This is a genomic window from Azonexus hydrophilus DSM 23864 (genome assembly GCF_000429605.1).
Classification (GTDB): domain Bacteria; phylum Pseudomonadota; class Gammaproteobacteria; order Burkholderiales; family Rhodocyclaceae; genus Azonexus; species Azonexus hydrophilus.
The window spans coordinates 134,373-161,125 of record NZ_AUCE01000011.1 but is presented as its reverse complement, the minus strand read 5'-3'; the positions used below and the strand labels follow the sequence as shown (position 1 = coordinate 161,125).

Sequence of the window (26,753 nt, the reverse complement as noted above, 5' to 3'; positions counted from 1 at the left end):
AAAAAAATGGGGGCCGAAGCCCCCGAAAATTGAGAGGTAGGACTGTGCCGCTTACTTGAACGGCGTCGGACGCGGGGTCGAATCCGAAGACGGCGGCAGGATCGGCAGCATGAAGGTCGGTTGGTCGCCGGTCAGAGTCTTCAGGAAGGCGACGATCTTGGCGTTTTCGTCCTTGGTGAACTTCTTGCCCAGTTGCAGGCGGCCCATGACGTCGACGGCTTCGGTCAGCGTGTTGGCGGCACCGTCGTGGAAGTACGGATAGGTCATTTCAACGTTGCGCAGGGTCGGGACCTTGTAGTTGAAGCGGTCTTCGTCCTTGCCGGTCACAGCGGCGCGGCCGTCAGGCATGTTGCCCTTGTACGGCGCAACGACGCCCATCTTCTGGAAGGAGTTGCCGCCGACGGCTTCACCGTTGTGGCAGGCAACGCAGCCGCTGTCCTTGAACAGCTTGTAGCCTTCCTGCTCGTCCTTGGTCAGTGCCGTCTTGTTGCCGAGCAGCCACTGGTCGAAGCGGGAGTTCGGCGTGACCAGGGTCTTCTCGAATTCGGCGATGGCGGTGGTGACCTGATCGATATCGATCTTGTCCTTGCCGAAGACCAGCTTGAACTCGCGGACATAGGCCGGGATCGATTCGAGGACGTTGATGGCCAGGGTGTGCGTGAAGGCCATTTCGCCCGGATTGGCGATCGGGCCGCCGGCCTGGGCCTTGAGGTCGGCTGCGCGGCCGTCCCAGAACTGGGCCAGGTTCAGGCTGGAGTTGAGCACGGTCGGTGCATTGATCGGACCTTGCTGCCACTTGTCGCCGACCGAGGTCGGGATGTTGTCGGTGCCGCCCATCGACAGGTTGTGGCAGGTGTTGCAGGACATGATCCCGGACTTGGACAGGCGCGGATCGAAATAGAGCTTCTTGCCCAGTTCGACCATGCCGATGTTGATGCTGGCCGGCGGCTTGATCGGCTGGATCGGTTCGTCGGCAGCAGCCAGTGCGGCGGACTGAATGGCGATGCCGGATACCAGGGCGACGGCGGTCGACAGAATGGTATGTTTCATCGTGTTTCTCCCTCGTTGATAAAATGTGTCAGGCCATTGTCCCTGTCGTCGATATGCCGGGTTTGATCCAAGTCAATGTTTTTCATGGGTTTCAACTATAGTAGTCATAGGTAGACCCTATAAGTGTTGAGGGTATGATCCATGCCCGGAGGATGTGAAACGGATGACCCTGACCGAATTACGCTACATCGTGGCCCTTGCCCAGGAAAAGAATTTCAGCCGTGCTGCCGAACGTTGTTCGGTCAGTCAGCCGACGCTCAGTGTGGCCATTGCCCGCCTTGAAGATGAGCTCGGTGTACAGCTGTTCGAACGCGGCAAAGGCTTCGTCAGCCCCAGTCTGGTCGGTGCCCGGGTCGTCGAACAGGCGCAGCTGGCGCTGGAGGAAGCCGAGAAGGTGCGGCAGATCGCCCAGCGTGGTCGCGACCAGCTCGACGGTACGCTGCGGCTTGGCGTCATCCACACCATCGGCCCCTACTTGCTGCCGCAGTTGATCCACTCGCTCAAGGCGGTGGCGCCCAACATGCCGCTGGTGATCGAGGAAAACATGACGGCCAATCTGGCCGACATGCTGCGCGACAACGACATCGACGTGGCCATCCTGGCCCTGCCCTTCGATTTGCCCGGTGTGCTCACCCGGCCGCTCTACGATGAGGTGTTCAAGGTCATCGTGCCGCGCGGTCATGCCTGGGAAGGCCGCAAGGCAATCGCGCCGGAAGAAGTGGCCGGCGACGAGGTGCTGTTGCTCAAGGCCGGCAACTGCTTCCGCGATCAGGTGTTGGGTGCCTGTCCGCAGGTCAGTAGCCCGGAAACCGACATCCGCCTCGGTCATTCGATCGGTACCATCCGCTGCATGGTGGCGTCGGGCTTGGGGGTGTCGGTGTTGCCCGACGGTGCGCTCCAGCATCCGTACAGCAACGACATGATCAGCGTCATCCCGTTTACGCCGCCCGAGCCGTCGCGCCGGGTGGCCCTGGCCTGGCGCAGTTGCTTTGTCCGGCCGAAGGCCATCGATGCCCTGCTGGCCGCCGTTCGCGGGCTGGATTCGCCGGCTTACCGCCTTTTGGTCTGAGCGCCGAGCAGGATTTCCGCCTGCAGTTCCTGCAGGAGGTGCGCCAGTTCGCCGCTGGCTTCCCTGAGTTTTTCCAGCAGTTCCGGAATGGCTTCGGGCAGGCCGGCCTGTCTGGCGTTGAGGATGTGCCTGGCCATTTCGTGCAGACGATGATGTGTTGCATCGATCTGCTCGAAGACCGGGATGTGTCCGTAGCGTCGCGCACCGGCGCCGTGATACCAGCGTCCGAAACCGCAGGCGCGTTCGTCCAGTTCCGGAATCGGCAGCAGGCCGCTGTCGTCGGCCAGGTGACTGTCCAGGGTTTTCAACCAGCGGCGGTGGTCGACTTCGGCGATCAGGAGCGGCAGGTCTTCGCGTGACCAGGCAAAGGACGAGGCTGAACTCCACAGGTCGTCGGGTCGGAAATCCCTGATCCAGTCCGGCAGTTCGCATGCAGGCATGGGGCGGGCGATGCCGAAGCCCTGGGCCAGATCGCAACCGAGCAGCAGCAGGACCAGCCCGTGTTCGACGCTTTCGACGCCTTCGGCGATCACCTGGCGGCGGAAGGCCCGGGTCAGGCCGATGACGCCTTCGACGATGGCCAGATCCTCCGGATCGTCAAGCATGTCACGGACGAATGACTGGTCGATCTTGAGCATTTCGGCCGGCAGGCGGCGGAAATAGGTTAGCGAGGAGTAACCGGTGCCGAAGTCGTCGAGGGCGAAGCTGACGCCGAGTTTGCGGCAGGTTTCGAACAGTTCGGCGGCACGGCTGACATCTTCGATGGCGGCAGTTTCGAGGACTTCCAGCTCGAGGCGTTCGGGGAGCACCTCGGGGTGGGCGGCGAGTTCGGCGGCCAGCATGTCGGCAAATTCCGGGTGTTGCAGATGCTCGCCGGCAATATTGATGCTCAGCGCCAGATCGAGGCCGGCCTGCGCCCAATGGGCAAGCTGATCGAGCGCGGTGCGGATGACCCAGTTGCCGAGATCGATCGCCAGCTCGCTGCCTTCGATCGTCGGCAGGAAGTTCTGCGGTAGCAGCAGGCCACGTTCCGGGTGTTGCCAGCGGATCAGGGCCTCGGCGCCGATCACCCGGCCCTGGCGCATGTCGACCTTGGGCTGGTAGTGCAGGGTGAATTCGCCGCCGCTGAGCGCTTCGCCGATACGGGTGATGTCTTCCCGCCGTTGTTTGGCGCGCCGGTCGTTTTCCGGGTCGAACAGGTGGTGGCGGTTGCGTCCCGCCTGCTTGGCCACGTACATCGCCTGGTCGGCGTGGCGCAGCAGGGTGTCGGCATCGGAGCCGTCGTTGGGGTAGAGCGTGACGCCGATGCTGGCGGAAATGCTCGCCTCGCCGCCGGGGACGGCAAAGGGGCGGGTCAAGGTCGTGGCGACGCGGTTCAGGGCCTGGTCGCATTCGTGGATGTCGCCGAGCCCGGCCAGCAGCAGCACGAATTCGTCGCCACCCAGGCGGGCCACCGTGTCGCCGCCGCGCACGCAACTCTTGAGCCGTTGCCCGACCTCGATCAGCAGGCGGTCGCCGGCGGCATGGCCGTACTGGTCATTGACCGGCTTGAAACCGTCGAGATCGAGATAGCAGACTGCCAGCAGTCCGTGCGTGCGTGCCGCGTGGGCCATGGCCAGTTGCAGTCGGTCGGCGAGCAGCATGCGATTGGGCAACTGGGTCAGGGCATCGAAATGCGCCAGGTGTTCGAGCCGCTGCTGATGTTCCTTGAGCACGGTGATGTCGGAAAAAATGCCGACAAAGTGCGTGATCGTCGAATCCGGGCTGCGCACGGCGGAGATGGTCAGCAGTTCGACGAAGATCTCGCCGGATTTCTTGCGGTTCCAGACTTCGCCGCGCCAGTGTCCGTGCTGGTGGATGGCCTGCCACATCTCGCGGTAGAAACTGCTGTCGTGGTGGCCGGAATTGAGCAGGCCGGCATTCTGGCCGATGGCTTCGGCCCGGCTGAAACCGGTCAGCTCGCTGAAGGTGGGGTTGACCTCGACAATGCGGCCGCTGACGTCAGTGATCATGATGCCTTCGTGGGCGTTGGCGAAAACGCTGGCGGCCAGGCGCTGGCGTTCCTCCAGGACCTGGCGTTCGAGGGCCAGCGCGAATTGCCGGGCCATGTTCTGGACGGCCTGGCAATTGGCCTCGGAGATCTGCTCGGTATGGCGGCCGGCCAAATTCAGGCAGGCGACCGCCTGGCCGTCGACGACGATGGGCTGGATCAGCAGGCAGCGCAGGCCTTCGGCGTTGATGTGCGGCAGCGCCAGCAGGCTGCAGTCCTCGTGCTGGCTGCAGCAGTGCTGGCAACTGCAGATGACCCGGTGTTCCTGGATCAGGCGTGCCTGACGGGAGTCAGCCGGGTAATAGCGGACCTGTTCGATGAAGTGCTCGGACAGCCCGCGCTGGGCAAGCAATTCGTAACCGCCGCCCGGTGCCTGCCAGTAGATGCCGCCGCAATCGAATTCGGGAATGCGCAGCGACAGGTCGAGCATGGTGGCGAGCAGCCCGGTATGGTCGCTGCCACCGGTCAGGGCGTTGGCCAGATCGCGCTCGATGCCCAGGCGCAGTTCTTCGGCGCGACTGGCGCCGATGTCGATGGCACTGGCGATCACGGCCGGCTGCCCGGCATAGCTGGTGGCGGTCATCTGGACGCGGATCAGGGTGATTTCTCCGCTGCGGGTACGGCCCCAGTATTCGATGGATTGTGGTTTTCCCGCGGCGGCGGCGCGGATGGCCGCAGCCACTTCGCCGGGCTTGTTCATGCCGGCGACGGCCATGTCGTCCGGCTTGCGGCCGCGGAGTTCGTCGCGGCTGTAGCCGCACATTTGCTCGGCGGACTGGTTGGCGTCGAGGAAATGGCTGTCGGCATCGAGCACGAACAGGGCGTTGGCGACGGTTTCGAAGAGCTGGTGGAAAGTATTCCGGCTGTTCTGCAATTCTGCCGACTGGCGTTGCTGCGAAATCAGCAGGGTGGCCAGCTGGCTGGCCTGGTGGACGGTGGCGCGGATGCTTTCGGGCAGGCGGCCAGTGTTTTCGCGGTAGGCCGCGAAGGTGCCGAGCAAGGTCTGGTCTGCACCGATCAGGGCTTCGGCCCAGCCCGAGCGGCCGCCCAGCAACCGGGCGAAGTCGTGGTAACGCTCGCCTTCGGCCTGGGTATACACATCTTCGATGAAGGCTTCACCGCGCCGCCAGGCTGCGGTGCCGGAAACACCAACGCCTTCGCCGATTTCCGCCGTTGCCAGGATTTGCTGTGCAGCTTCCGGCAGGCTGGGGGCGGCTGCTAGGCGCAAGGTTCTGCCATCCGGATTGGCCAGCATGATCGTGCATTTGATGCCGGGCACCTCGTGTTCGGCCGACAGGACCACCAGTTCGAGCAGGTTTTCCAGGCGCTCGCCGCGCAGCATGCCGGCCATGGCCGCGTTGCGGATCAGCAGGGCTTCGTCGTAGCGCGTCTGCAGGCCGCGTTGCTCGCTGACCGCTTCATCGAGCAGATCCATTTCCAGTGGTCGTATCAAGCTGTGCTCTGTGAGCAGGCCGATCAGGCGGTTGTCGCGGTCGACTACGGTCAGGTGGCGGATGCGGGCTTCCAGCATCATCGCTGCCGCGTCCGCTGCCGAAGTGTCAGGATAGACGCTGGTCAGCGGCTGGGTCATCACTGCTTCAAGCAGTGGATTTCCCTCTTCGTTCAGGTACAGCCGGACCACGTCGCGTTCAGTGACGATGCCGCAGGCCCGGGGGCCGTCCATGACGACGACGCTGGTCGCCTTGGCTGTTTCCATGGCTGTTAGCGCCTGGTCCAGGGTCGCGGTCCGCGGCAGCCGGGGAAAGACCCGTTCCATCAGACCTTCGACAGTGTTCAGATGGCGATAGAAGTCGAGTCCGAAGAAACGCCGGAAATCGGTTTCGCTGATGATGCCGAGCAGGCCGTCGTCGTTGCCGGTGACGACCAGATGGCGGATGCCCAGGCGCGTGGTTTGGCGAAAAGCGGCACGGACATCGGTGTCATGCCTGACTGTGTGTACCGGTGTGGTCATGAATTCGCGCACCGAGCGGCTGGAGTCGTCGTGCTGGCGCATGGCGTGCAGCATGTCGCGCTCGGTCAGGATGCCGGCGACGCGGCCCTGGTCGACCACCACGACCGAGGAGATCCGGGACCGGATCATCATGGCGGCAGCAGTCGCCAGCGTGGCATCGGGGGCTACGCTGTCAGCGTGCAGCGTCATCAGGTCGGCAACGGTGGGCATGGCCGCGATTGTAGTCAAGACAACCGCCCCTGTCTTGATCCAGCACAAGTCTAGTGAATGCGTTGCTGTACGGGAAATCCGGTATGGGTGGAATTTATGTATCCACTTGTGGACTTTTTATTTCCATACAACTATGCCGATGAGCGGTTGTTTGTCTTGATGCTATTGTCAATTCCATGAATTTAAATGGTAAATCCAGTTTTCTTTCGGATGGCACAGGCCTTGCGAAGTGATCGCCACGCAAGTTCTGACCAACGGGGGGAAGCGCTGTGACCGAAACCTTTTATGATGTGCTGCGCCGCCAGGGAATTTCCCGGCGCAGCTTCCTGAAATTCTGCAGCCTGACCGCGACTTCGCTCGGCTTGGGCAGTGCCGCCGCGCCGCGCATCGCGCAGGCCATGGAAACCAAGCCGCGCACGCCGGTCCTGTGGTTGCACGGGCTGGAATGCACCTGCTGTACCGAATCCTTCATCCGCTCGGCGCATCCGCTGACCAAGGACGTCGTGCTGTCGATGCTGTCGCTCGATTACGACGACACGCTGATGGCCGCCGCCGGCCACCAGGCCGAGGAAATCCTCGAAGAGGTCAAGCGCAAGTACAAGGGCCAGTACATCGTCGCCGTCGAGGGCAATCCGCCGCTCAACGAAGACGGCATGTTCTGCATCCAGGGCGGTCGCCCCTTCATCGAGAAGCTGCGCGAGACCTGTGCCGACGCCAAGGCCATCATTTCCTGGGGCGCCTGCGCTTCCTACGGCTGCGTGCAGGCCGCCAAGCCGAACCCGACGCGTGCCACGCCGGTGCACAAGGTGATTTCCGGCAAGCCGATCATCAATGTCCCGGGCTGCCCGCCGATTCCCGAAGTGATGACCGGTGTCGTCACCTACATGCTGACCTTCGACCGCATTCCCGAGCTTGATCGCCAGGGTCGGCCGAAGATGTTCTATGGTCAGCGCATCCACGACAAGTGCTACCGCCGCGGCCACTTCGACGCCGGCCAGTTCGCCGAAGCCTGGGACGACGAGGGTTCGCGCAAGGGCTACTGCCTGTACAAGATGGGCTGTAAAGGCCCGACCACCTATAACGCCTGCTCGTCGATGCGCTGGAACGGCGGCGTCTCCTGGCCGGTGCAATCCGGTCACGGCTGTATCGGCTGCTCCGAGGACGGCTTCTGGGACAAAGGCAGCTTCTACGACCGCGTCACCGACATCAAGGCTTTCGGCGTCGAATCGAATGCCGACACCATCGGCAAGGCGGCGGCCGGCACCGTTGGTGCGGCGATCGCCGCCCATGCGGCCGTGACCGCGCTGGCCCGCGCCCGCCAGAAGGCTGGCGAGACCGAAGAACAGAAGGGGGAATAACCAGATGGCCGCTTACGAAACCCAGGGCTTCAAGCTCGACAACTCCGGCAAGCGCGTCGTCGTCGACCCGGTCTGCCGCATCGAGGGCCACCTGCGCGTGGAAGTGAACCTCGATTCCAACAACGTGATCCGCAACGCGGTGTCCACCGGCACCATGTGGCGCGGTCTCGAAGTCATCCTCAAGGGGCGCGATCCGCGCGACGCCTGGGCCTTCACCGAGCGCATCTGCGGCGTGTGTACCGGCACCCATGCGCTGACTTCGGTGCGGGCGGTCGAGGATGCGCTGAACATCCAGATTCCCGAGAACGCCAACATCATCCGCAACCTGATGCAGTTGAATCTCTACATTCACGACCATCTGGTGCACTTCTATCACCTGCATGCCCTTGACTGGGTCGATGTCGTGTCGTCGCTGAAGGCTGACCCGAAGAAGACCTCGGAACTGGCACAGAGCATTTCCTCGTGGCCGCTGTCGTCGCCGGGCTATTTCCGCGACATCCAGAACCGCCTGAAGAAGTTCGTCGATTCCGGCCAGCTCGGCCCCTTCGCCAACGCCTACTGGGGCAATCCGGCGTACAAGCTGCCGCCGGAAGCCAACCTGATGGCCGTCGCCCACTACCTCGAAGCGCTCGATTTCCAGAAGGAAATCGTCAAGGTGCACACCATCTTCGGCGGCAAGAACCCGCACCCGAACTGGCTGGTCGGCGGCGTCCCCTGCGCGATCAATCTGGAGGGCGCCGGTGCTGTCGGCGCCATCAACATGGAGCGCCTGAACCTGGTCAAGAGCATCATCGACCGTTGCACCGAGTTCGTCGAACAGGTCTACATCCCCGACCTGCTCGCCATCGGCTCCTTCTACAAGGGCTGGCTGTACGGCGGCGGCCTGTCGTCGAAGAACCTGCTGTCCTACGGCGACCTGCCGCTCAAGGCCAACGACTACTCGGCCGGCAACCTGATGCTGCCGCGCGGCGCGATCATCAATGGCAAGCTTGACGAAATCCACCCGGTCGACCTGCGCGATCCGGAGCAGGTTCAGGAGTATGTCGCCCACAGCTGGTACAAGTACCCGGACGAGAACCTCGGCCTGCATCCGTGGGACGGTGTCACCGAGCCGAATTTCGTGCTCGGCCCGAATACCAAGGGGACCAAGACCAACATCAAGGAACTCGACGAAGGCGCCAAGTATTCGTGGATCAAGGCCCCGCGCTGGCGCGGCCACGCCATGGAAGTCGGCTGCCTGCCGCGGATGGTGCTCGGCTACCTGCAGCCCAAGCAGTACCCGGAAATCCACGGCCTGGTCGAAGGCGCGCTCAAGCACCTCGACGTGCCGGTCACCGCGCTGTTCTCGACACTCGGCCGAACCGCCGCGCGCGGTCTGGAAACGGCTTACTGCGTCAAGCTGCAGGCGCGCGAATTCGACCGCCTGATGGCCAATCTCAAGGCTGGCGACCTGAACACCGCGAACATCGACAAGTGGGAACCGAAGACCTGGCCGACGGAAGCCAAGGGCGTCGGTTTCACCGAAGCCCCGCGCGGCGCCCTCGGTCACTGGATCAAGATCAAGGACACCAGGATCGACAACTACCAGTGCGTCGTGCCGACCACCTGGAACGGCGGTCCGCGTGACCACAAGGGTCAGATCGGTGCCTTCGAGGCCTCTCTGATGGACACCCCGGTGGCCAAGGCCGACGAGCCGCTGGAAATCCTGCGCACGCTGCATTCCTTCGATCCCTGCCTGGCCTGCTCGACGCACGTGATGAGCCCGGACGGACAGGAAATGACGACGGTCAAGGTCCGCTGAGCGGTCCGGAAAGGAGGCAATCATGCTTTCACAACAGGACATGCTGGAGGCCGAACGGCACGGCCGGCAAGTACGCTCGATCTATGTCTACGAGGCGCCGGTGCGTCTGTGGCACTGGATCAACGCGCTGTGCATGGTGGTGCTGGCGGTGACCGGTTACTTCATCGGCAAACCCTTGCCGACCGTACCCGGTGATTCGACCGAAAACTTCGTCATGGGCTACATCCGTTTCGCCCATTTCGCGGCCGCCTACATCTTCGCCATCGGGCTGCTCGGTCGCATCTACTGGGCGCTGGTCGGCAACCACCACGCGCGCCAGATCTTCATGCTGCCGATCACCAACAAGCACTGGTGGAGCGAAGTCTTCTTCGAACTGCGCTGGTATCTCTTCCTTGAGAAGACCCCGAAGAAATACGTCGGCCACAACCCGATGGCGCAGTTGATGATGTTCTTCTTCTTCACTGTGCTGGCGGTTGGCATGGTCCTCACCGGCTTCGCGCTGTACAGCGAAGGCACCGGGCTGGGCAGCTGGGCCGATACGCTGTTCGGCTGGGTCATCCCGGCGCTCGGCGGCTCGCTGCAGGTGCATAACCTGCACCGGCTGGGCATGTGGATCATGATGACCTTCGCCGTCATCCACATCTACGCGGCGATTCGTGAAGACATCATGAGCCGGCAGTCGCTGATCTCGACCATGATCTCCGGCTGGCGCATGTTCAAGGACTAGGAGGCGGCTTGCCGGAGCGGCGTTGGCCTGCGCTTGCCGTGCTCACGCACTGTCTGCGCGCAGGCCGCCTTGCTCCGGCGGCGCTTTTCCGTAAGAGGTAGCTGGAACCCATGAACCCCAAAAAAATTCTCGTACTCGGCATCGGCAACCTGCTGTGGGCCGACGAAGGTTTCGGCGTGCGTTGCGTCGAGGCGCTCAACGCCGGCTGGTGCTTCCCGGACAACGTCACGGTCATGGACGGCGGCACGCAGGGGCTCTACCTGCTGCCCTACGTACAGGAGGCCGACTGCCTGCTGGTTTTCGACGCGGTCGATTACGGCGACACGCCGGGCGACCTGCGCGAGGTGGTTGGCGACCAGGTGCCGCGTTTCATGGGCGCCAAGAAGATGAGCCTGCACCAGACCGGTTTCCAGGAAGTGCTGGCGGCCGCAGCGTTGACCGGCAAGCTGCCGGCCGAACTGGTGCTGATCGGCGTCCAGCCTGAAGAACTCGAGGACTACGGCGGCAGCCTGCGCGACGTGGTCAAGGCGCAGATGGTGCCGGCGCTGAACCTGGCGCTCGACTGGCTGGAACGCTGGGGCGTCGTCGGCAGCATCCGCGAAGGCGCGGCCGAGGCGATCACCGACCGGGCGCTGGCCATGGACGTCTACGAAGCCGGCCGGCCGCCGGCCGACCAGGCCTATCGCCTGGGCGACGCCCGGTTCCTGAACGCGGAAGCCGCCTGATGTGTCTCGGCATACCCGTCGAGGTGCTGGCCTGCGGCGAGCATTTCGCCCGCTGCCGGGGGCGTGACGGCGAGGTCAGCATCGACATCCGCCTGGTCGGCGCGCAGCCGCCGGGCACCTGGCTGCTCTGCTTTCTCGACGCCGCCCGCGAGGTCATTCCGGCCGAGCGTGCCGCCGCCGTCAATGCCGCACTGTCGGCGCTGAGCGCGGTCAATGCCGGCGAGACCGATCTGTCCGCCTTCTTCGCCGACCTCGACCGCGAACCCCAACTCCCCGAATTCCTGAGGACATCCCGCCCATGATGCTCGAACTGAAAGCCGGCGCCACCTCGCTCGAACGCCTCGAAGGCGCCATTGCCCGGATGCAGCAGAAACACGGATTCGTCCGCGTCGCTGCCGACGCTCCGCAATTTCCCGCCGGCCTGGCCGCCCTGCTGCTCACCGACGATCCGCAGCGCAACTTGGAAGTGCTCGACGCCTGCGTGATCTTGCCCGAAGCGCTGAACGGCCTCGGCGCCGACGTCGCCCGCCTGGTCGCCGGTCCGGAAGCCAGTGCCGCGCTGATGCAGCGCTTCGCCGTGGCGCGTGCGCCGGCGGTCGTTTTCCTGCGCGATGGCGATTATCTCGGCAGCCTCAACGGCATCCGCGACTGGCAGGAATACCGCGACGAAGTCGCCCGCCTCGCCGCCGGCCCGGCCCGGCCGCGCCCGATTCCCATCCCGGTGCGTGACGCCGGAACCTCTGGAGCCTGCGCATGAATCCCGCGTCCCTGCGTTCCTTCCCGATTCCCGTCGTTGCCCTCGGCCCCGGTTCGCAGGACGATGACGGCCCGGCCTACCTGGCCATGCCGCAAGGCATGCAGACCTTTTCGGCGCCCTATCTGCCCGACGGCGCCGCCCCCGATGCCGTTGCCGCCGTGCTCGGCCTGCTCGGCGATTTCGTCGACCAGGCGGCAGCGCGCGGTCTCGACGGTGCGGCCAGCATCGACCTGCTCGGCCTGGACCCGGCGGTCCGTGACCTGATTAATCAGTCGCTCGGTTTCGGCGAAGTCAGCGCCTTCACCACCGCGCCGCGTCACTGGCGCGTCCAGGAAACCGCCTTCGCCGGCTTCTGGCGCGTGCTCGAAATCGCCGACGACGGCCGTTTCCTCAGCGATCGCCTGCAGACCGGCGCCATTCCCGACGTCCTCGCGGCGACCATGGACGCCTGCGCCGGCAGCGAACTGCCCGCGCCCGACTACCCGGCCGGCTGCATGAACGCACCGGCGCTGGTCGAGGAAATCCGCATGCAGGCCGCTGCCTGGCAACCGGGACAGGCAGCGCACGTGATCAACCTGAGCCTGCTGCCGGTCAGCGAGGCCGACCTCGACACGCTCTACGGCTGGCTCGGCCACCGCGAGGTGTCGATCCTGTCGCGCGGCTACGGCAACTGCCGGATCACCAGCACGCGGCTGAAGAACGTCTGGTGGGTGCAGTACTTCAACAGCATGGACGTGCTCATTCTCAACTCGATCGAGGTCGGCGGCATGCCCGAAGTGGCGCTGGCAGCGCCCGAAGATTTCGCCGATTCGCTGCAGCGGCTGCAGGAATACCTCGATATGATGGCCGAAAACGCGTGAGTGCAGCCATGAACGAGCGCATCTTCGAAGGCAGCTTCCGCGCCGTGCAAGCCGACGACCGTCTCGAATGCGGCATTTGCTGGTGGGTGTACGACCCGGCCGAGGGTGACGACGTGCGCGGTATTCCGGGTGGCACGCCCTTCGCCGAACTGCCCGACGACTGGTGCTGCCCCGGTTGCGACGCGCCCAAGCACAAGTTCATGGTCATCGCTGCGTGAAATTCTGGCCAGACGATCCGGCGGCCGACATCGAAGCCGTCTTTGCCGACATCGCGGCGACGCGCATGGCCGGCCTGCCGATCTGCAATCCGGCGCTGCAGGTCGAGGCCGTCGGCTTTCGCCTGGCCGGGCACGGTCATTGGACCGGCGCCCTGGTCACGCCGTGGGCGATCAACCTGCTCTGCCTGCCCGGCCACGCCGACTGGCCGGCGGTTGCTGCCGGCAGCCATTACGACTGGGCCTTTCCGTCCGGCGTCTATGAATTCATCGTCGCCGACGAGGCCCGGCTCGGCCGCTACCACCTCTGTTCGCTGTTCTCGCCGGCTGGCGAATTCGCCAGCCACGAGCAGGCCCGGCTGACCGCGCTGGCGGCGATCACCGCGCTGTTCAACGATCCGCTCGCGGCGCCGCCGGACCCGCCGGTGGACGCGCCACCGCCCAGCCGGCGCGCCTTTCTGGGATTGCGCGGATGAATCCGGCCGGCTCGCTGATCATCCGCGCCGCCTTCGCCGAAGGCGGCGTACACATCGAGGCGGTCATTCTCGAACGGCCGGCGATGACGCGGCTGTTCGTCGGTCAGAACCCGGACGCCGCGGTCCGCCTGATCCCGCATCTCTACGCGCTGTGCGCCGAGGCCCAGCGTGTCACCGCACGTGCCGCCCTGGCCGCCGCCGAAGGGCGCAGCATGGTCTGCGATGCCACCGATAACCGCCTGCTGTGGCTGGAAGTGCTGCATGAAAACCTGTGGCGGCTGCTGCTCGACTGGCCGGTGGCCTGCGGCCTGCCGGCCGCGCGCGATGCCTTCATCGCCTGGCGCAGCGACCGTCTCGGTGTCGATGGCACGCTGGCGACCCGGCGGTTGATCGACGAAACCCTGTGCCCGCTGGTCGACCGCTGCCGGCGCATTCTTGATGATCGCGGCGTCGCGCCGACCTGGCCGCAAGCCGATCCCGCCGCCTGGCTCGCCTGGTGGCAGGGCGGCGTGGCGACTCGGCCCAGGACGCCGCCGCCGCATGACATCGCCGCCACCTACCTGGCCCGCGTCGCCGACGTCGCGCGGGCCGCCGCTGCGCTCGACGCCGGCCAGCCGTTCCCGTTGCTCGCCGCCGGCGGCGACGGGCTGGGCGTGGCGCAGAGCGTCACCGCCCGGGGCATCCTGACGCATGCAATTGCCGTCGAGCAGGGGCGGGTGAAGCGGTATCATCTCGAAGCGCCGACCGACGCCTGTTTTGCCGGTCGCGAGGCGTTGGCGGCACTGCTCGCCGGGCGTCGCTTCGACGCCGCGGCGGCAGCCCGGATCGGCCTGGAAACGGCAATCCTGGCGCTCGATCCGTGCCTGCCCTACGAAGTGGAGTGGAAAGATGCATGAAATGTCGCTGGCCGAAGGCATCATCGAACTGGTCGAGGACACCGCGCGGCGCGAGAACGCCGCCCGGGTCGGCTTGGTCGTGCTCGAAATCGGCCAGTTGTCGTCGGTCGAACCGGAAGCGCTGCGTTTCTGCTTCGACGTTGTCACCAAGGGCGGCATCGCCGACGGCGCGGCGCTGGAAATCGTCGCCGTGCCCGGCGCCGGCTGGTGCATGCCGTGCGGGGCAACGGTGCCGATCAGCGAGCGTTACGGCGCCTGCCCGATCTGCGGCAGCCACCAGGTGCAACCCACGGCCGGCACCGAGATGCGGGTGCGGGAAATCGCCATCGAATAAGAATCAGGAGACCCATCATGTGTACAGTTTGTGGCTGCGGTGACGGCGAAGTGAAAATCGAAGGCGGGGCGCACGCGCACCGCCATGTCCATGCCGACGGCACGGTGCATGAGCACGGCCATGCGCACGATCACGAGCATGCGCACAGCCACGACGGCGAAATCGCCGATGCCCACGGCCACCCGCATACGCACGCCGACGGCACGACACATGTGCACGAGCACGTCCATCACGGCGAGCACGCCCACGCACACGGTCATGACCACGATCACCACCACCACGGCGACCTTGACTACGGCAGCGGCCCGGCGCGCGCCCACGTGCCCGGCATGAGCCAGGCGCGCATGGTGCAGATCGAGCGCGACATCCTGTCCAAGAACGACGGCTACGCCGCCAAGAACCGCGCCTGGTTTGACGAACACGGCGTCTTCGCGCTCAACCTGGTGTCCAGTCCGGGCTCGGGCAAGACGACGCTGCTGGTCAAGACCATCGAGGCGCTGCAGGCGCGGCTCGCCATCGCCGTCGTCGAGGGCGACCAGCAGACCACCAACGACGCCGAGCGCATCCGCGCCACCGGCGCCCCGGCGCTACAGATCAACACCGGCAAGGGCTGCCACCTCGACGCGCACATGGTCGGCCATGCGATGGAACGCCTGCAGCCGGCGGACGGCTCGCTGTTCCTGATCGAGAATGTCGGCAACCTCGTCTGCCCGGCTGCCTTCGACCTCGGCGAGCAGCACAAGGTGGCGATCCTCTCGGTCACCGAGGGCGAGGACAAGCCGCTCAAGTACCCGGACATGTTCGCCGCCGCCGACGTGATGCTGCTCAACAAGTGCGACCTGCTGCCCTACCTGCAGTTCGACGCCGACCTCGCCGAAGCCAACGCCCGCCGCGTCAATCCGAAGCTGACGGTGTTCCGCGTCTCGGCGACCAGCGGTGAGGGCATGGCCGACTGGCTGGCCTGGATCGAAGCCGGCGTCGCCGGCCAGCGCGCCCGTCTGGCCGACAACGTCGCCGCGCTGAAGGCGCGCATCGCCGACCTGGAGCGACAGCTGGCGGCCAAGTGAGCGCTCGCCTGCTGCACATCCGCGGCCTCGTCCAGGGCGTCGGCTTTCGCCCCTACGTCTGGCGGCTGGCCGGCGAACTCGGCATCGCCGGCTGGGTGCGCAACGACGGCGACGGCGTCACGCTGCTCGCCGCCGGCACGCACCTGGACGATTTCCTCGCCCGCCTGCCGCGCGAGATCCCGCCGCTCGCCCGCATCGACGCCATCGATAGCACGGCCAGCGACGAACGACCGGCGCCCGGCTTCGTCATCCGCGACAGCGTCGCCGGCGCGGTGCGCACGGCCATCGGCCCGGACGCGGCGATCTGCCCGGACTGCATCGCCGACCTCTGCGACCCGACCAACCGCCGCTGGCGCTACGCCTTCACCACCTGCACCCACTGCGGCCCGCGCTATACCGTCAGCGCCGGCATTCCCTACGACCGCGCCCGCACCAGCCTGGCCGGTTTTCCGCTGTGCGCGCCGTGCATCGCCGAATACACCGACCCCGCTGACCGCCGCTTCCACGCCGAAACCACCTGCTGCCCCGATTGCGGTCCGCAGTTGCGGCTGCTCGATGAAAACGGCGCCGATCTCGCGGCCGGCGGTGACGATCCCATCGCCGCCACGCTGGCCCTGCTGCGCGCCGGCCGTATCGTCGCGATCAAGGGGCTGGGCGGCTTCCACCTCGCCTGCGACGCACGTAACCGGGCGGCGGTGGCTGCCCTGCGCCGACGCAAGGCGCGCGAGGCCAAGCCTTTCGCGGTGATGGGCCTCAATCCCGGCGCGCTCGCCGCTTTTGCCGAGTTCGGTGACGGCGAGCGGGCGCTGTTCGCCGATGTCGCCGCGCCCATCGTTCTCTGTCGCAAGGGCGCCGCCGAACTGGCCGGCGTCGCTCCCGGCTTGCCCTGGCTCGGCGTCATGCGCCCGGCGACGCCGCTGCACCTGCTGCTCTGGCATGAAGCCGCCGGCCGTCCCGCGGGCACCGACTGGCTCGCCGCCCCCTGCGACCTGCTGCTGGTGATGACCAGCGCCAACCCGCAGGGCGAACCGCTGGTCACCGGCAACGCCGAAGCGTTGCAGCGCCTGAACGGCATCGCCGACGCCTTTCTGGTGCACGACCGCGACATCGTCGTCCGCTGCGACGATTCGGTGGTCCGCGTGGCCGATGGCGCGCCAGCCTTCCTGCGCCGGGCTCGCGGTTACGTGCCGCTGCCCATTCCGCTCGCCGACAACGGCCCGCCGGTGCTGGCGCTCGGTGCCCACCTGAAGAACGCCGTCTGCGTGCTGCGCGGGCGCGAGGCCTTCGTCTCCCAGCACATCGGCAGCCTCGACAACGCGGCGACGCTGGCTTTCCTCGAAGAAAGCGTCGCCCACCTGCTCGCCGTGCTCGACGTCAAACCGGCGCTGATCGCCCACGATTTACACCCGGACTACGCGTCGACCGCGCTGGCCCTGCGTCTGGCCGGCGAACTCGGCGTGCCGGCACTCGCCGTCGGCCATCATCACGCGCACATTGGCGCGATCTGCGCCGAACACGGCGTCAGCGGCCCGCTATTGGGGCTGGCGCTCGACGGCGTCGGCCTCGGCCCGGACGGCGGCGCTTGGGGCGGCGAACTGCTGCGCGCCGACGGCGCCGCCTGCCGTCGCCTCGGCCACTTGCGCCCGCTGGCGCTGCCCGGCGGCGACCGCGCGGCGCGCGAGCCGTGGCGGATGGCGATTGCCGCGCTGCACGGCGCCGGCCTCGGCGACCAGGTCGCCGGCTGGCTGGCACGCACCTGGCCGGAACGCGAGGCCGGCCCGCTGCTGACGCTGCTCGACCGCCAGTTGCGCTGCCCGCCGACTTCCAGTCTCGGCCGCTGGTTCGACGCCGCCGCCGGCCTGCTCGGCGTGCGCGATGTTTCGTATTACGAAGGCCAGGCGGCGATGGAACTCGAAGGCCGGGCGGCGGCGCACGGCCCGGTCGAGCCGCTGGCCGGCGGCTGGCGGATAGCCGGCGATATCCTCGACTTCTCGCCGCTGCTGCCGGCGCTGCTCGACTGCACGGATGCCGGGCAAGGCGCCGCGCTGTTCCACGCCACCATCGCCGCCGGCCTCGCCGAGTGGGCGATGTTTGCGGTCGACCGCGAAAAACTTGCGAAAATGGCGGTCGGCGGCGGCTGCGCGGCGAACGCGATGCTCCTCGACGCGCTGCGCCGCCGTTTGACGGCGGCCGGCATCGAAGTCCTCGAAGCGCGCGCCGTCCCCGCCGGCGACGGCGGTCTGGCGCTGGGCCAGGCCTGGATCGCGCGGCAAATGCACGGAGACAAGGCATGAACGCACCGGCCAGCGCCGCCATCCACACCGACAATCCGGCGCCGCGCGTGCTCGCCCGCTATCGGCGCTGGCAGGCGGCGCTGGGCGGCGGCCACCCCGGCCTCTCGGTCGACATCGCCGGTTTCCGGCGCTATCGCGGCGACTGGATCGGCGCCGTCGTCACGCCGTGGTTCATCCACCTGCTGCTGCTCCCCGGCGGCGGCGAACTGTGGCGCGAGCTGCCGGTCGAACAGACCCTGCGCGTCGGTTTCCCGGCCGGCGATCTCGACCTGATCAGCGAACGCAGCGACGACGCCGACCTGCCAGCGAGCTTCTTCGTCCCCATCCTGGCGCCGGTCGACGAACTCGCCGACCAGGACGCCGCATTGCGCACCGCGATGGACGCGCTGCACCTGCTTTTCGAACCGCCGGCCGCCGCGCCGACGCCCACGAACCCCGAGCCGCAACCGGTCGACCGGCGCGGCTTCTTCCGCCGCCTGGCCGGGCGCGGTTGAACTCCCCCGAAAGGAAGCCCCATGTGTCTCGCGATTCCCGCCCAGGTCGTCGAACTGCGTGACGGCGACAATGCCGTCGTCGATCTTGCCGGCGTGCGCAAGGAAATCTCGCTGTCGCTGGTCGACGGCGTCGCCGTCGGCGACTACGTCATCGTCCATGTCGGCTACGCGCTGAACAAGCTCGACCCGGAAGAAGCCGAGCAGACGCTCAAGCTGTTTGCCGAAATGGGACAGCTGACCGCCGACGGCGACGGCCTGACGCTGCACTGATGAAATACATCGACGAATTCCGCGACGGCGACGTGGCGCAGAAGATCGCCGCCAGCATCCGCGCCGAGGCCGACCCGAACCGCAACTACCATTTCATGGAATTCTGCGGCGGCCACACCCACGCCATCTCGCGCTACGGCGTCTCCGACCTGCTGCCGGCCAACGTGCGCATGATCCACGGCCCCGGCTGCCCGGTCTGTGTGTTGCCGATCGGCCGCGTCGACCAGGCCATCCGCCTGGCGCTCGACGAGGGCGTGACCTTGTGCACCTACGGCGACTGCCTGCGCGTGCCGGCCTCCGACAGCCTGTCGCTGCTGAAGGCGAAAGCGAAGGGCGGAGACATCCGCATGGTCTATTCGAGCGCCGACGCCGTCACGCTGGCGCAGAAGAACCCGGACAAACAGGTCGTCTTCTTCGCCATCGGCTTCGAAACGACGACGCCGCCCACCGCGGTGGCGATCAAGCAGGCCGCCGCGCTCGGCCTGAAGAACTTCTCGGTGCTCTGCTGCCACGTGCTGACGCCGTCGGCGATCTCCAGCATCCTCGAATCGCCGGAAGTGCGTCAGTGGGGCACCGTACCGCTCGACGGCTTCGTCGGCCCGGCGCACGTGTCGACGATCATCGGCAGCCGGCCCTACGAATTCTTCGCCGAGGAGTACCGCAAGCCCGTGGTCATCGCCGGTTTTGAGCCGCTTGACGTGATGCAGGCGATCCGCATGCTCATCCGCCAGGTCAACGAAGGCCGCGCCGAAGTCGAAAACGAGTTCTCGCGCGCCGTTGACCGCGACGGCAACCTGAAAGCGCAGGCCTTGGTCGCCGAGGTCTTCGAGATGCGCAAGCACTTCGAATGGCGGGGGTTGAACGTTTTACCGTACTCGGCGCTGCGCATTCGCGGCGCGTTCGCCGAATTTGACGCCGAAAGGCGTTTTTCCGTGAGCTATGCCTCGGTGCCGGATCACAAGGCCTGCGAATGCGGGGCGATCCTGCGCGGGGTCAAGCGGCCGCAGGACTGCAAGATCTTCGGAACGGTGTGCACGCCGGAGAATCCGGTGGGCTCGTGCATGGTCAGTTCGGAAGGCGCCTGTGCGGCGCATTACACCTATGGACGGTACAAGGATGTCTGAAACCCGCAAACCCTACATCCGCCCTCTCGACCTCAAGCACGGCCAGGTCGACCTGGCCCACGGTTCGGGCGGCCGGGCAATGGCGCAACTGATCGACGAGCTGTTCGCCCGCCATCTCGGCAACGAATACCTCGGCCAGGGCGACGACGGCGCCGTGCTGCCACTGCCGGGCGAGGGCCGGCTGGTGATGGCGACCGACGCTCACGTCGTCTCGCCGCTGTTCTTCCCGGGCGGCGACATCGGCTGCCTGTCGGTGCATGGCACGGTCAACGACGTCGCGGTGATGGGCGCCAGGCCGCTTTATCTGGCGGCCAGCTTCATCCTCGAGGAGGGCTTCCCGCTTGGCGACCTCGCCCGCATCGTGCAGAGCATGGCGGCGGCGGCGAGCGCCGCCGGGGTGCCGGTGGTGACCGGCGACACCAAGGTGGTCGAGCGCGGCAAGGGCGACGGGGTGTTCATCACCACCACCGGCGTCGGCGTCGTGCCGCCGGGGCGCGAGCTGTCCGGGCGGCGGGCGCGGCCGGGCGATGTGATTCTGGTTTCCGGTACGCTCGGCGACCACGGCATGGCGATCATGGCCGAGCGCGAGAGCCTGGGTTTCGAGTCGCCCATCGTCTCCGACACCGCCGCGCTGCATGGGCTGATCGAAACGCTGCTGGGCAGCGGCGTCGACTTGCGCGTGCTGCGCGACCCGACGCGCGGTGGGCTGGCCACGACCTTGAACGAGATTGCCCGCCAGTCGGGCGTCGGCATGATGCTGCAGGAAAAGGCGCTGCCGGTAAAACCGGCGGTCAACGCGGCCTGCGAACTGCTCGGGCTGGATCCGCTTTATGTCGCGAACGAGGGGAAACTGGTCGCCATCTGTGGAGAAAAAGACGCAGAAATGCTGTTATCGGTCATGCGGGCTCACCCGCTTGGGCAGGCGGCAGCCATCATTGGTCAGGTCGTCGCCGACGATCATCATTTTGTCCAGATGACCACGGCTTTCGGTGGGCGGCGAATGGTGGACTGGTTGTCCGGCGAGCAGCTGCCGCGGATCTGCTGAGGTGCTTTCAGTGTCGCTCGGCAAGCACCAGGCTGCGCACTTCGCCAACTTCGAGCAGCACCATCTCGCGGGCATCGGCAAGGTTGTCGGCGTTGCGGACATAGAAGAGGTCGCTGCGGCCATCGGGATAGCGGACGGCGGCGACATAGTCCACGCGGGGCCGGGGGGCGACGCGGGGGCGGGACGATTTGCGCTGAGTGGCGGCCATGTTGATGAACTCCCTGAGACAATTTTTCGCATCCTAGCGAAATGCAAGTGATTGAAAAATATAGCGAAGGTCATAGCTGTGCCCAGAATGAATAGGCGCCTGCCGGCAATCCCCGTGGTAGCGCGATTCACGCTTTTTGCCTCTTTGAAAAAAACCTACATAACATGCGGATATTATTCATAACGCACAGCTTCAACAGCCTGACGCAGCGCCTGTTCTGCGAATTGGCCGCGCGCGGACACGAGCTCAGCGTCGAGTTCGACATTGCCGACTCGGTGACCGAAGAGGCGGTGGCGCGCTTTCGGCCCGATCTTTTGCTGGCGCCGTTCCTCAAGCGGGCGATTCCGGCGTCGGTCTGGTCGGCGCTGCCCTGTTTCGTGGTGCATCCGGGCGTTCCCGGCGATCGCGGTCCGTCGGCGCTGGACTGGGCGATACAGCGCGGTGAACCGCACTGGGGCGTGACCGTGCTGCAGGCCGAGGCCGAAATGGATGCCGGTCCGGTCTGGGCCAGCGCGAGCTTTGCCATGCGCCTGGCGGCCAAGGCTTCGCTGTACCGCAACGAAGTCACCGAAGCGGCGGTGCGCGCCGTACTGCAGGCGATCGAGCGTTTCGCCGCCGGCGACTTCGTTGCCCAACGTGTGCCCGGCGCCGCGCATCCCCCGATGCGCCAGGCCGACCGGAGAATCGACTGGAACACGCAGTCGACCGCCGATATCCTCGCCCGCCTGCACGCAGCCGACGGCTTTCCCGGCGTTGCCGACGAATTGTTCGGCGCGCCCTGTCACCTGTTCGATGCGCACCCGGAAAGCGAATTGCGCGGCGCGACGGGCGAGTTGCTGGCGCGGCGCGAAACGGCCGTCTGCCGGGCAACCGTCGACGGCGCGGTGTGGATCGGCCACGTCAAGCGCCCGGGCGGGATCAAGTTGCCGGCGACGCTGGCTTTTCCGGAAGCCGCCGGCTTGCCGGAAGTGCCGCTGGCCGGCTGGCAGCGCGCGGTGCAGCCGACTTGGCAGGACATCGCCTGGTCGGCGGCCGACGGCGTCGGCTTCCTGTCCTTCGATTTCTACAATGGCGCGATGAGTACGGCACAGTGCCGGCGTCTGACCGAGGCTTTCCGCTGGGCGACGACGCAGCCGGTGCGCGTCATCGTACTGACCGGCGGCAGCGATTTCTGGTCGAACGGCATTCATCTGAACGTGATCGAATCCGCCGACAGTCCGCCGGACGAATCCTGGGCCAACATCAACGCCATCGACGATCTGGCCGAGGCCATCCTGCGCTGCACGACGCAATTGACCGTCGCCGCCGTCGGCGGCAACACCGGGGCCGGTGGCTGTTTCCTGGCGCGCGCCTGCGACCGGGTGTGGGTGCGCGACGGGGTCATGCTCAATCCGCACTACAAGAACATGGGCAACCTGTTCGGTTCGGAGTTCTGGACCTATTTGCTGCCACCGCGCGTCGGTGCCGACGGCGCCGCGGCGATCATGCGCCATCGCCTGCCGATGGCGGCGGCCGAGGCCGTGCGTCTGGGCTTCTACGATGCCTGTCTGCCGGCGCCGGGCTATGCCGTCGATGTCGCCCGCCGGGCCGTCGAACTGGCGCACGCACCCGATTTCTCCAACCAGTTGGCGGACAAGAATGCCCGCCGCGCCGCCGACGAGGCGGTCAAGCCGCTGGCGCAATACCGCGACGAGGAACTGGCGGCGATGCGCCGCAATTTCTACGGCTTCGACCCGGCCTATCACGTCGCGCGTTATCATTTCGTCCAGAAAAGCCCGCATTCGTGGACGCCGCGTCATCTGGCGCGGCACCGCGATCTCGACTGGAAGATTCCCGCATGAGCTTGCCCGTGTTGCGCCGCCTGCCCGCCGTCCTCGTCGTCGATGACGAGTTGCGCTCGCAGGAAGCCCTGCGGCGCACGCTGGAAGAGGATTTCGAGGTGTTCTGCGCGTCCAGCGCCGACGAGGGAATGGCGATCCTCGAAATGGAGGAAGGCACCGCCGGCATCCGCGTCATCCTCTGCGACCAGCGCATGCCCGGCACCACCGGCGTCCAGTTCCTCAAGGAAGTGCGCCAGCGCTGGCCGGACATCGTGCGCATCATCCTGTCCGGCTATACCGACGCCGAGGACATCATCAGCGGCGTGAACGAAGCCGGCATCTGGCAATACCTGCTCAAGCCCTGGCAGCCCGAACAATTGTTGCTGACCTTGCAGCGCGCCGCCGAGGTATGGCGTCTGCAGCAGGAAAACCAGCGCCTCAGCCTCGACCTGCGTACCGCCGAGCCGGTCCTGCGCCGTCGCGTCGACAGCAAGCAGGACAAGGCGCGCAAGGTCTTCGGCCTGGCCGCGCTGGTGCGCGGGCCGGGCAGCCCACTCGATCCGGTCTGCGATCTGGTCGGTCGCATCGCCCCGTACGATCTGTCGGTGATGGTCACCGGCGAATCCGGCACCGGCAAGGAAATGGTCGCCCGCGCCATCCACTACGAGAGCAATCGCGCCGACAAGCCCTTCATTACCGAGAACTGCGGTGCGGTACCGGATACCCTGCTCGAATCGGAATTGTTCGGCTACAAGCGCGGCGCCTTCACCGGCGCCGTCGATGACCGCATCGGCCTGTTCCAGCAGGCCGACGGCGGCACCCTGTTCCTCGACGAGATCGGCGAAACCAGCCCGGCCTTCCAGGTCAAGTTGCTGCGCGCGCTGCAGGAAGGCGAGTTTCGCCCGCTCGGCAGCAACAAGTCGGTATCGGTCGATGTCCGGGTGATTGCCGCCACCAACCGCGACCTCGACGAGGATGTGCGGACCGGCCGCTTCCGCGAGGATCTCTACTACCGGCTGGCGACCATCCCGGTACATGTGCCGCCTTTGCGGCAGCGGCCGATGGATCTGCCGCTGCTGGCTGCGCGTATCCTGGAACAAAGCTGTGCCGCGCTGGGCAAGCCGGTGGCCGGGTTTGCCGCCGAGGTGCTAGCGGTGTTCGCGGCGTATTCCTGGCCGGGCAATGTGCGCGAACTGCAGAACGAAATCCTGCGCATGGTGGCGCTGGCCGATGGCCCGACCCTGGGCGCGGGATTGCTGTCGCCGCGCTTGCGCCAGGCGCCGGCAGTCGATGGCGGCAGCGTCGGCGCAAGCTGGACCGACGGCTTGTCCGGCAATCTGCGCGAGCGCATGGAACAACTCGAATTGCGCGTGCTGCAGGCTGCCATGCAGCGGCATCACGGCAACAAGTCGCGCGCCGCGCGTGAGCTCGGCCTGTCGCGCGTCGGCCTGCGCGCCAAGCTGGCGCGCTACGGTCTGGCTGACGAAGGGCAGGGGGACGAATGAAAGTCCTCTGGTTGCAAAGCGGCGGTTGCGGCGGCTGCACCCAGTCGCTGCTGTGCCACGAACCGCGGCCGCTCTTCGACGAGTTGCGCGACGCCGGCATCGACTTCGTCTGGCATCCGGCGCTGTCGGAAGCCAGCGGCGAAGAGGCATTGGCGGTACTGGAAGATTGCGCGGCCGGCCGGCGCGAATTCGATGTGCTTTGCGTCGAGGGCGCGATGCTGCGCGGGCCGAACGGTACCGGCAAGTTCCACCTGATGGCTGGCAGCGGCCGACCGTTGACCGAGTGGGTGCAGCGCCTGGCCGAGCAGGCGAAGTGGGTGTTCGCCATCGGTTCCTGCACCGCCTGGGGTGGGTTTTCGGCGAGCACGCCGGGTAATCCGCTGGAGGCCTGCGGCCTGCAGTACGACACCGACACGCCGGGCGGATTGCTCGGCAAGGGATTCATCTCCCGGGGCGGTCTGCCGGTGGTCAATATTGCCGGCTGTCCGACGCATCCGGGCTGGGTGGTCGATACCCTGGAAAAGCTGGCCATCGACGGCCTGCGCACCAGCGATCTCGACGAAATCGGCCGCCCGCTGTTGTACGCCGAGCAACTGGTCCATCACGGCTGCCCGCGCAACGAGTTCTACGAATTCAAGGCCAGCGCCGAAAAGCATTCCGACCTCGGCTGTCTGATGGAAAACCTCGGTTGCAAAGGTACGCAGGCGCACGCCGACTGCAACACGCGGGCCTGGAATGGCGCCGGTTCCTGCCTGAAGGGCGGCTACGCCTGCATCGCCTGTACCGAGCCAGGGTTCGAATCGCCCGGCCATGCTTTCCAGGAAACGCCCAAGCTGGCCGGCATCCCGGTCGGCCTGCCGGTCGACATGCCGAAAGCCTGGTTCGTTGCACTCGCCGCGCTGTCCAAGTCGGCAACGCCAAAACGGGTGCGCGACAACGCCGTCGTCGACCACACCGTGGTCCGGCCGGGCGTGAAAAAGGGCGGCAAATGAAGCGCATCCAGGTTGGTCCGTTCAACCGTGTCGAAGGCGATCTGGAAATCGGTCTCGATATCGACGCCGGCCGGGTTGTCGCCGCGCGCGTCAATTCGCCGCTGTTCCGGGGCTTCGAGCAGATCCTCGTCGGCCGCGACCCGGCCGATGCCCTGGCCGTCGTGCCGCGCATCTGCGGCATCTGCTCGGTCGCCCAGTCGGCGGCGGCGGCCTCGGCACTGGCCGCGCTGGCCGGCGTGACGCCGCCGCCGAACGGGCAACTGGCGAGCCGGCTGGTGCTGGCGACGGAAAACCTGGCCGACCACCTGACGCATTTCCACCTGTTCTTCATGCCCGATTTTGCCCGTGCCGCCTACGCCGGGCGCCATTGGCACGACGATGTCGCCCGGCGCTTCACCGCCCAGCACGGCAGCGCTGTCGCGCCCTGGCTGCAGGCCCGTGCCCGCTTCTTCAACCTGACCGGTTTCCTGGCCGGCCGCTGGCCGCACACGCTGGCGCTGCAGCCGGGTGGCAGCAGCAAGGCGATGACCGCTGCCGAACGCATCCGCATCCTGGCGCTGCTGCGCGAGTTCCGCGCTTTCCTCGAAGGCAGGCTGTTCGCCGATTCGCTTGAAGCCTTTGCCGGCCTCGCCGCCTTCGACGAACTGCAGGCGTGGGCCGCGACTCGCGACGGCGACTTCGCCCTGTTCCTGCGTGCCGCCGGCGATCTCGGGTTGGAGCGCTGCGGTCGCGCCGCCGACCGTTTCCTGTCCTACGGCGCCTACGAACTGTTTCCGGCCGGCCTGTGGCAAGCCGATACGGGCGCTCAGCCGCTCGATATGACCAGGATTGCCGAAGATGTCAGCCATTCCTGGCTATATGGCGACACGCCCTTGCCGCCGGCGCAGGGTGAAACCCGTGTCGATGCCGACAAGGCCGAGGCCTACACCTGGTGCAAGGCCCCGCGCTACGGCGGTCAGGTAGTCGAAACCGGCGCATTATCCCGGCAACTCGTCGCCGGCCACCCTCTGCTGCGCGATCTGGTCGCCCGCCATGGCGGCAGCGTCACCGCCCGCATCGTCGCCCGCATGCTCGAAGTCGCCCAAGTCGTTCCGGCGATGGAAAACTGGCTGCGTGCGATCGAGCCGGGCGAACCTTTCTGTCTGCCGGCGCCGCTACCCGACAGCGGCCAGGCCGTCGGTCTGGTCGAAGCCGCCCGCGGTGGCCTGGGCCACTGGCTGAGCGTCAAGCGCGGCCGGATCGAGCGCTACCAGATCATCGCCCCGACCACCTGGAATTTCTCCCCGCGCGACGCCGCCGGCACACCCGGCGCTCTCGAACAGGCCCTGGTCGGCCTGCCTGCCGGCGATGACGCGCCGCCGACCGTGCAGCATGTGGTGCGCAGCTTCGATCCGTGCATGGTGTGTACCGTGCATTAGCCCAGAAAGCCCCATT

Annotated in this window: 25 protein-coding genes; 22 read left to right on the top strand and 3 right to left on the bottom strand. The window is 66.5% G+C overall.

Features of this window, described 5'->3' with window-relative positions; translation table 11 throughout:
* Window positions 1-51: 51 nt before the first annotated feature.
* Window positions 52-1,050 carry a cytochrome-c peroxidase gene (locus G471_RS0101300; RefSeq protein WP_028993718.1) on the bottom strand — a complete coding sequence of 333 codons (999 nt, stop codon included), beginning with the start codon at window positions 1,048-1,050 and terminating at the stop codon, window positions 52-54.
* A gap of 163 nt (window positions 1,051-1,213) precedes the next feature.
* Between G471_RS0101300 and G471_RS0101295 the strand changes: the two genes are divergently transcribed.
* Window positions 1,214-2,119: a hydrogen peroxide-inducible genes activator gene (locus tag G471_RS0101295; RefSeq protein ID WP_028993717.1), complete on the top strand. Its 906-nt coding sequence runs from the start codon at window positions 1,214-1,216 to the stop codon at window positions 2,117-2,119.
* Here G471_RS0101295 and G471_RS18160 read toward each other — a convergent pair.
* A complete protein-coding gene (locus tag G471_RS18160; RefSeq protein ID WP_157272422.1) occupies window positions 2,101-6,369 on the bottom strand; it encodes an EAL domain-containing protein in 4,269 nt (1,422 codons plus the stop codon). The genes G471_RS0101295 and G471_RS18160 overlap by 19 nt on opposite strands.
* 251 nt (window positions 6,370-6,620) lie before the next feature.
* Here G471_RS18160 and G471_RS0101285 point away from each other — a divergent pair, with 251 nt between their 5' ends.
* From G471_RS0101285 to hypE, 17 genes are all read left to right on the top strand, one after another.
* Window positions 6,621-7,709 carry a hydrogenase small subunit gene (locus tag G471_RS0101285; protein ID WP_028993716.1) on the top strand — a complete coding sequence of 363 codons (1,089 nt, stop codon included), beginning with the start codon at window positions 6,621-6,623 and terminating at the stop codon, window positions 7,707-7,709.
* Window positions 7,710-7,713: 4 nt separating this feature from the next.
* The gene (locus G471_RS0101280) at window positions 7,714-9,510 is read left to right on the top strand and encodes a nickel-dependent hydrogenase large subunit (protein WP_028993715.1); all 1,797 of its coding nucleotides are present in this window, start codon (window positions 7,714-7,716) and stop codon (window positions 9,508-9,510) included.
* 22 nt (window positions 9,511-9,532) lie between these two features.
* A complete protein-coding gene (cybH, locus tag G471_RS0101275) occupies window positions 9,533-10,237 on the top strand; it encodes a Ni/Fe-hydrogenase, b-type cytochrome subunit (protein WP_028993714.1) in 705 nt (234 codons plus the stop codon).
* Between the two features lie 110 nt (window positions 10,238-10,347).
* Entirely contained in the window at window positions 10,348-10,962 is a 615-nt protein-coding gene (locus G471_RS0101270) for a HyaD/HybD family hydrogenase maturation endopeptidase (RefSeq protein WP_028993713.1), read from the top strand.
* Window positions 10,962-11,264, top strand: coding sequence for a HypC/HybG/HupF family hydrogenase formation chaperone (hypC, locus tag G471_RS0101265; protein WP_028993712.1), 303 nt, complete (start codon window positions 10,962-10,964; stop codon window positions 11,262-11,264). The genes G471_RS0101270 and hypC overlap by 1 nt, the downstream gene beginning before the upstream one ends.
* Window positions 11,261-11,719 carry a thioredoxin domain-containing protein gene (locus tag G471_RS18155; RefSeq protein ID WP_051295202.1) on the top strand — a complete coding sequence of 153 codons (459 nt, stop codon included), beginning with the start codon at window positions 11,261-11,263 and terminating at the stop codon, window positions 11,717-11,719. Before hypC ends, G471_RS18155 begins: the two co-directional genes overlap by 4 nt.
* Window positions 11,716-12,579, top strand: coding sequence for a hydrogenase expression/formation protein (locus tag G471_RS0101255; protein ID WP_051295201.1), 864 nt, complete (start codon window positions 11,716-11,718; stop codon window positions 12,577-12,579). The genes G471_RS18155 and G471_RS0101255 overlap by 4 nt, the downstream gene beginning before the upstream one ends.
* The gene (locus G471_RS0101250) at window positions 12,576-12,797 is read left to right on the top strand and encodes a rubredoxin (protein WP_342663984.1); all 222 of its coding nucleotides are present in this window, start codon (window positions 12,576-12,578) and stop codon (window positions 12,795-12,797) included. Before G471_RS0101255 ends, G471_RS0101250 begins: the two co-directional genes overlap by 4 nt.
* Window positions 12,794-13,270 (top strand): [NiFe]-hydrogenase assembly chaperone HybE, encoded by a 477-nt coding sequence (gene hybE / locus G471_RS16350; protein WP_081700056.1) that lies wholly within the window; start codon window positions 12,794-12,796, stop codon window positions 13,268-13,270. The genes G471_RS0101250 and hybE (G471_RS16350) overlap by 4 nt, the downstream gene beginning before the upstream one ends.
* Complete coding sequence (locus G471_RS0101240) at window positions 13,267-14,166, top strand: hypothetical protein (RefSeq protein WP_028993709.1); 900 nt, start codon at window positions 13,267-13,269, stop codon at window positions 14,164-14,166. Before hybE (G471_RS16350) ends, G471_RS0101240 begins: the two co-directional genes overlap by 4 nt.
* Window positions 14,159-14,500, top strand: coding sequence for a hydrogenase maturation nickel metallochaperone HypA (gene hypA, locus G471_RS0101235; protein WP_028993708.1), 342 nt, complete (start codon window positions 14,159-14,161; stop codon window positions 14,498-14,500). Before G471_RS0101240 ends, hypA begins: the two co-directional genes overlap by 8 nt.
* A gap of 17 nt (window positions 14,501-14,517) precedes the next feature.
* Window positions 14,518-15,567, top strand: a complete 1,050-nt coding sequence (gene hypB / locus G471_RS0101230; RefSeq protein WP_028993707.1) for a hydrogenase nickel incorporation protein HypB — start codon at window positions 14,518-14,520, stop codon at window positions 15,565-15,567.
* Window positions 15,564-17,861: a carbamoyltransferase HypF gene (hypF, locus tag G471_RS0101225; RefSeq protein WP_028993706.1), complete on the top strand. Its 2,298-nt coding sequence runs from the start codon at window positions 15,564-15,566 to the stop codon at window positions 17,859-17,861. Before hypB ends, hypF begins: the two co-directional genes overlap by 4 nt.
* Window positions 17,858-18,355, top strand: a complete 498-nt coding sequence (gene hybE / locus G471_RS0101220) for a [NiFe]-hydrogenase assembly chaperone HybE (RefSeq protein ID WP_028993705.1) — start codon at window positions 17,858-17,860, stop codon at window positions 18,353-18,355. Before hypF ends, hybE (G471_RS0101220) begins: the two co-directional genes overlap by 4 nt.
* Before the next feature lie 21 nt (window positions 18,356-18,376).
* On the top strand, window positions 18,377-18,625 hold the full coding sequence (locus tag G471_RS0101215) for a HypC/HybG/HupF family hydrogenase formation chaperone (RefSeq protein ID WP_028993704.1): 249 nt from the start codon (window positions 18,377-18,379) through the stop codon (window positions 18,623-18,625).
* A complete protein-coding gene (gene hypD / locus G471_RS0101210; protein WP_028993703.1) occupies window positions 18,625-19,749 on the top strand; it encodes a hydrogenase formation protein HypD in 1,125 nt (374 codons plus the stop codon). The genes G471_RS0101215 and hypD overlap by 1 nt, the downstream gene beginning before the upstream one ends.
* Window positions 19,742-20,794 carry a hydrogenase expression/formation protein HypE gene (hypE, locus tag G471_RS0101205; RefSeq protein ID WP_028993702.1) on the top strand — a complete coding sequence of 351 codons (1,053 nt, stop codon included), beginning with the start codon at window positions 19,742-19,744 and terminating at the stop codon, window positions 20,792-20,794. The genes hypD and hypE overlap by 8 nt, the downstream gene beginning before the upstream one ends.
* 7 nt (window positions 20,795-20,801) lie before the next feature.
* Here hypE and G471_RS18980 read toward each other — a convergent pair whose 3' ends face one another.
* Window positions 20,802-21,002, bottom strand: coding sequence for a hypothetical protein (locus G471_RS18980; protein WP_157272421.1), 201 nt, complete (start codon window positions 21,000-21,002; stop codon window positions 20,802-20,804).
* A gap of 164 nt (window positions 21,003-21,166) precedes the next feature.
* Here G471_RS18980 and G471_RS0101195 point away from each other — a divergent pair, with 164 nt between their 5' ends.
* From G471_RS0101195 to G471_RS0101180, 4 genes are read left to right on the top strand one after another with little or no spacing between them, the layout of a single operon-like run.
* Window positions 21,167-22,843: a hydrogenase maturation protein gene (locus tag G471_RS0101195; protein WP_028993701.1), complete on the top strand. Its 1,677-nt coding sequence runs from the start codon at window positions 21,167-21,169 to the stop codon at window positions 22,841-22,843.
* The gene (locus G471_RS0101190) at window positions 22,840-24,327 is read left to right on the top strand and encodes a sigma-54-dependent transcriptional regulator (protein ID WP_028993700.1); all 1,488 of its coding nucleotides are present in this window, start codon (window positions 22,840-22,842) and stop codon (window positions 24,325-24,327) included. Before G471_RS0101195 ends, G471_RS0101190 begins: the two co-directional genes overlap by 4 nt.
* On the top strand, window positions 24,324-25,319 hold the full coding sequence (locus G471_RS0101185; RefSeq protein WP_028993699.1) for an NADH-quinone oxidoreductase subunit B family protein: 996 nt from the start codon (window positions 24,324-24,326) through the stop codon (window positions 25,317-25,319). The genes G471_RS0101190 and G471_RS0101185 overlap by 4 nt, the downstream gene beginning before the upstream one ends.
* Window positions 25,316-26,737, top strand: coding sequence for a nickel-dependent hydrogenase large subunit (locus tag G471_RS0101180; RefSeq protein WP_028993698.1), 1,422 nt, complete (start codon window positions 25,316-25,318; stop codon window positions 26,735-26,737). Before G471_RS0101185 ends, G471_RS0101180 begins: the two co-directional genes overlap by 4 nt.
* Window positions 26,738-26,753: the final 16 nt, after the last annotated feature.

Coding starts and splice junctions, on each gene's coding strand:
- hypA (WP_028993708.1), top strand. CDS start 14,159: ATGCATGAAATGTCGCTGGCCGAAGGCATCATCGAACTGGTCGAGGAC.
- hypB (WP_028993707.1), top strand. CDS start 14,518: ATGTGTACAGTTTGTGGCTGCGGTGACGGCGAAGTGAAAATCGAAGGC.
- hypE (WP_028993702.1), top strand. CDS start 19,742: ATGTCTGAAACCCGCAAACCCTACATCCGCCCTCTCGACCTCAAGCAC.
- cybH (WP_028993714.1), top strand. CDS start 9,533: ATGCTTTCACAACAGGACATGCTGGAGGCCGAACGGCACGGCCGGCAA.
- hybE (WP_028993705.1), top strand. CDS start 17,858: ATGAACGCACCGGCCAGCGCCGCCATCCACACCGACAATCCGGCGCCG.
- G471_RS0101300 (WP_028993718.1), bottom strand. CDS start 1,050: ATGAAACATACCATTCTGTCGACCGCCGTCGCCCTGGTATCCGGCATC.
- G471_RS0101280 (WP_028993715.1), top strand. CDS start 7,714: ATGGCCGCTTACGAAACCCAGGGCTTCAAGCTCGACAACTCCGGCAAG.
- G471_RS0101215 (WP_028993704.1), top strand. CDS start 18,377: ATGTGTCTCGCGATTCCCGCCCAGGTCGTCGAACTGCGTGACGGCGAC.
- G471_RS0101240 (WP_028993709.1), top strand. CDS start 13,267: ATGAATCCGGCCGGCTCGCTGATCATCCGCGCCGCCTTCGCCGAAGGC.
- G471_RS0101190 (WP_028993700.1), top strand. CDS start 22,840: ATGAGCTTGCCCGTGTTGCGCCGCCTGCCCGCCGTCCTCGTCGTCGAT.
- G471_RS0101185 (WP_028993699.1), top strand. CDS start 24,324: ATGAAAGTCCTCTGGTTGCAAAGCGGCGGTTGCGGCGGCTGCACCCAG.
- hypD (WP_028993703.1), top strand. CDS start 18,625: ATGAAATACATCGACGAATTCCGCGACGGCGACGTGGCGCAGAAGATC.
- G471_RS0101255 (WP_051295201.1), top strand. CDS start 11,716: ATGAATCCCGCGTCCCTGCGTTCCTTCCCGATTCCCGTCGTTGCCCTC.
- G471_RS0101295 (WP_028993717.1), top strand. CDS start 1,214: ATGACCCTGACCGAATTACGCTACATCGTGGCCCTTGCCCAGGAAAAG.
- G471_RS18155 (WP_051295202.1), top strand. CDS start 11,261: ATGATGCTCGAACTGAAAGCCGGCGCCACCTCGCTCGAACGCCTCGAA.
- G471_RS18980 (WP_157272421.1), bottom strand. CDS start 21,002: ATGGCCGCCACTCAGCGCAAATCGTCCCGCCCCCGCGTCGCCCCCCGG.
- hypC (WP_028993712.1), top strand. CDS start 10,962: ATGTGTCTCGGCATACCCGTCGAGGTGCTGGCCTGCGGCGAGCATTTC.
- G471_RS0101195 (WP_028993701.1), top strand. CDS start 21,167: ATGCGGATATTATTCATAACGCACAGCTTCAACAGCCTGACGCAGCGC.
- G471_RS0101180 (WP_028993698.1), top strand. CDS start 25,316: ATGAAGCGCATCCAGGTTGGTCCGTTCAACCGTGTCGAAGGCGATCTG.
- G471_RS0101270 (WP_028993713.1), top strand. CDS start 10,348: ATGAACCCCAAAAAAATTCTCGTACTCGGCATCGGCAACCTGCTGTGG.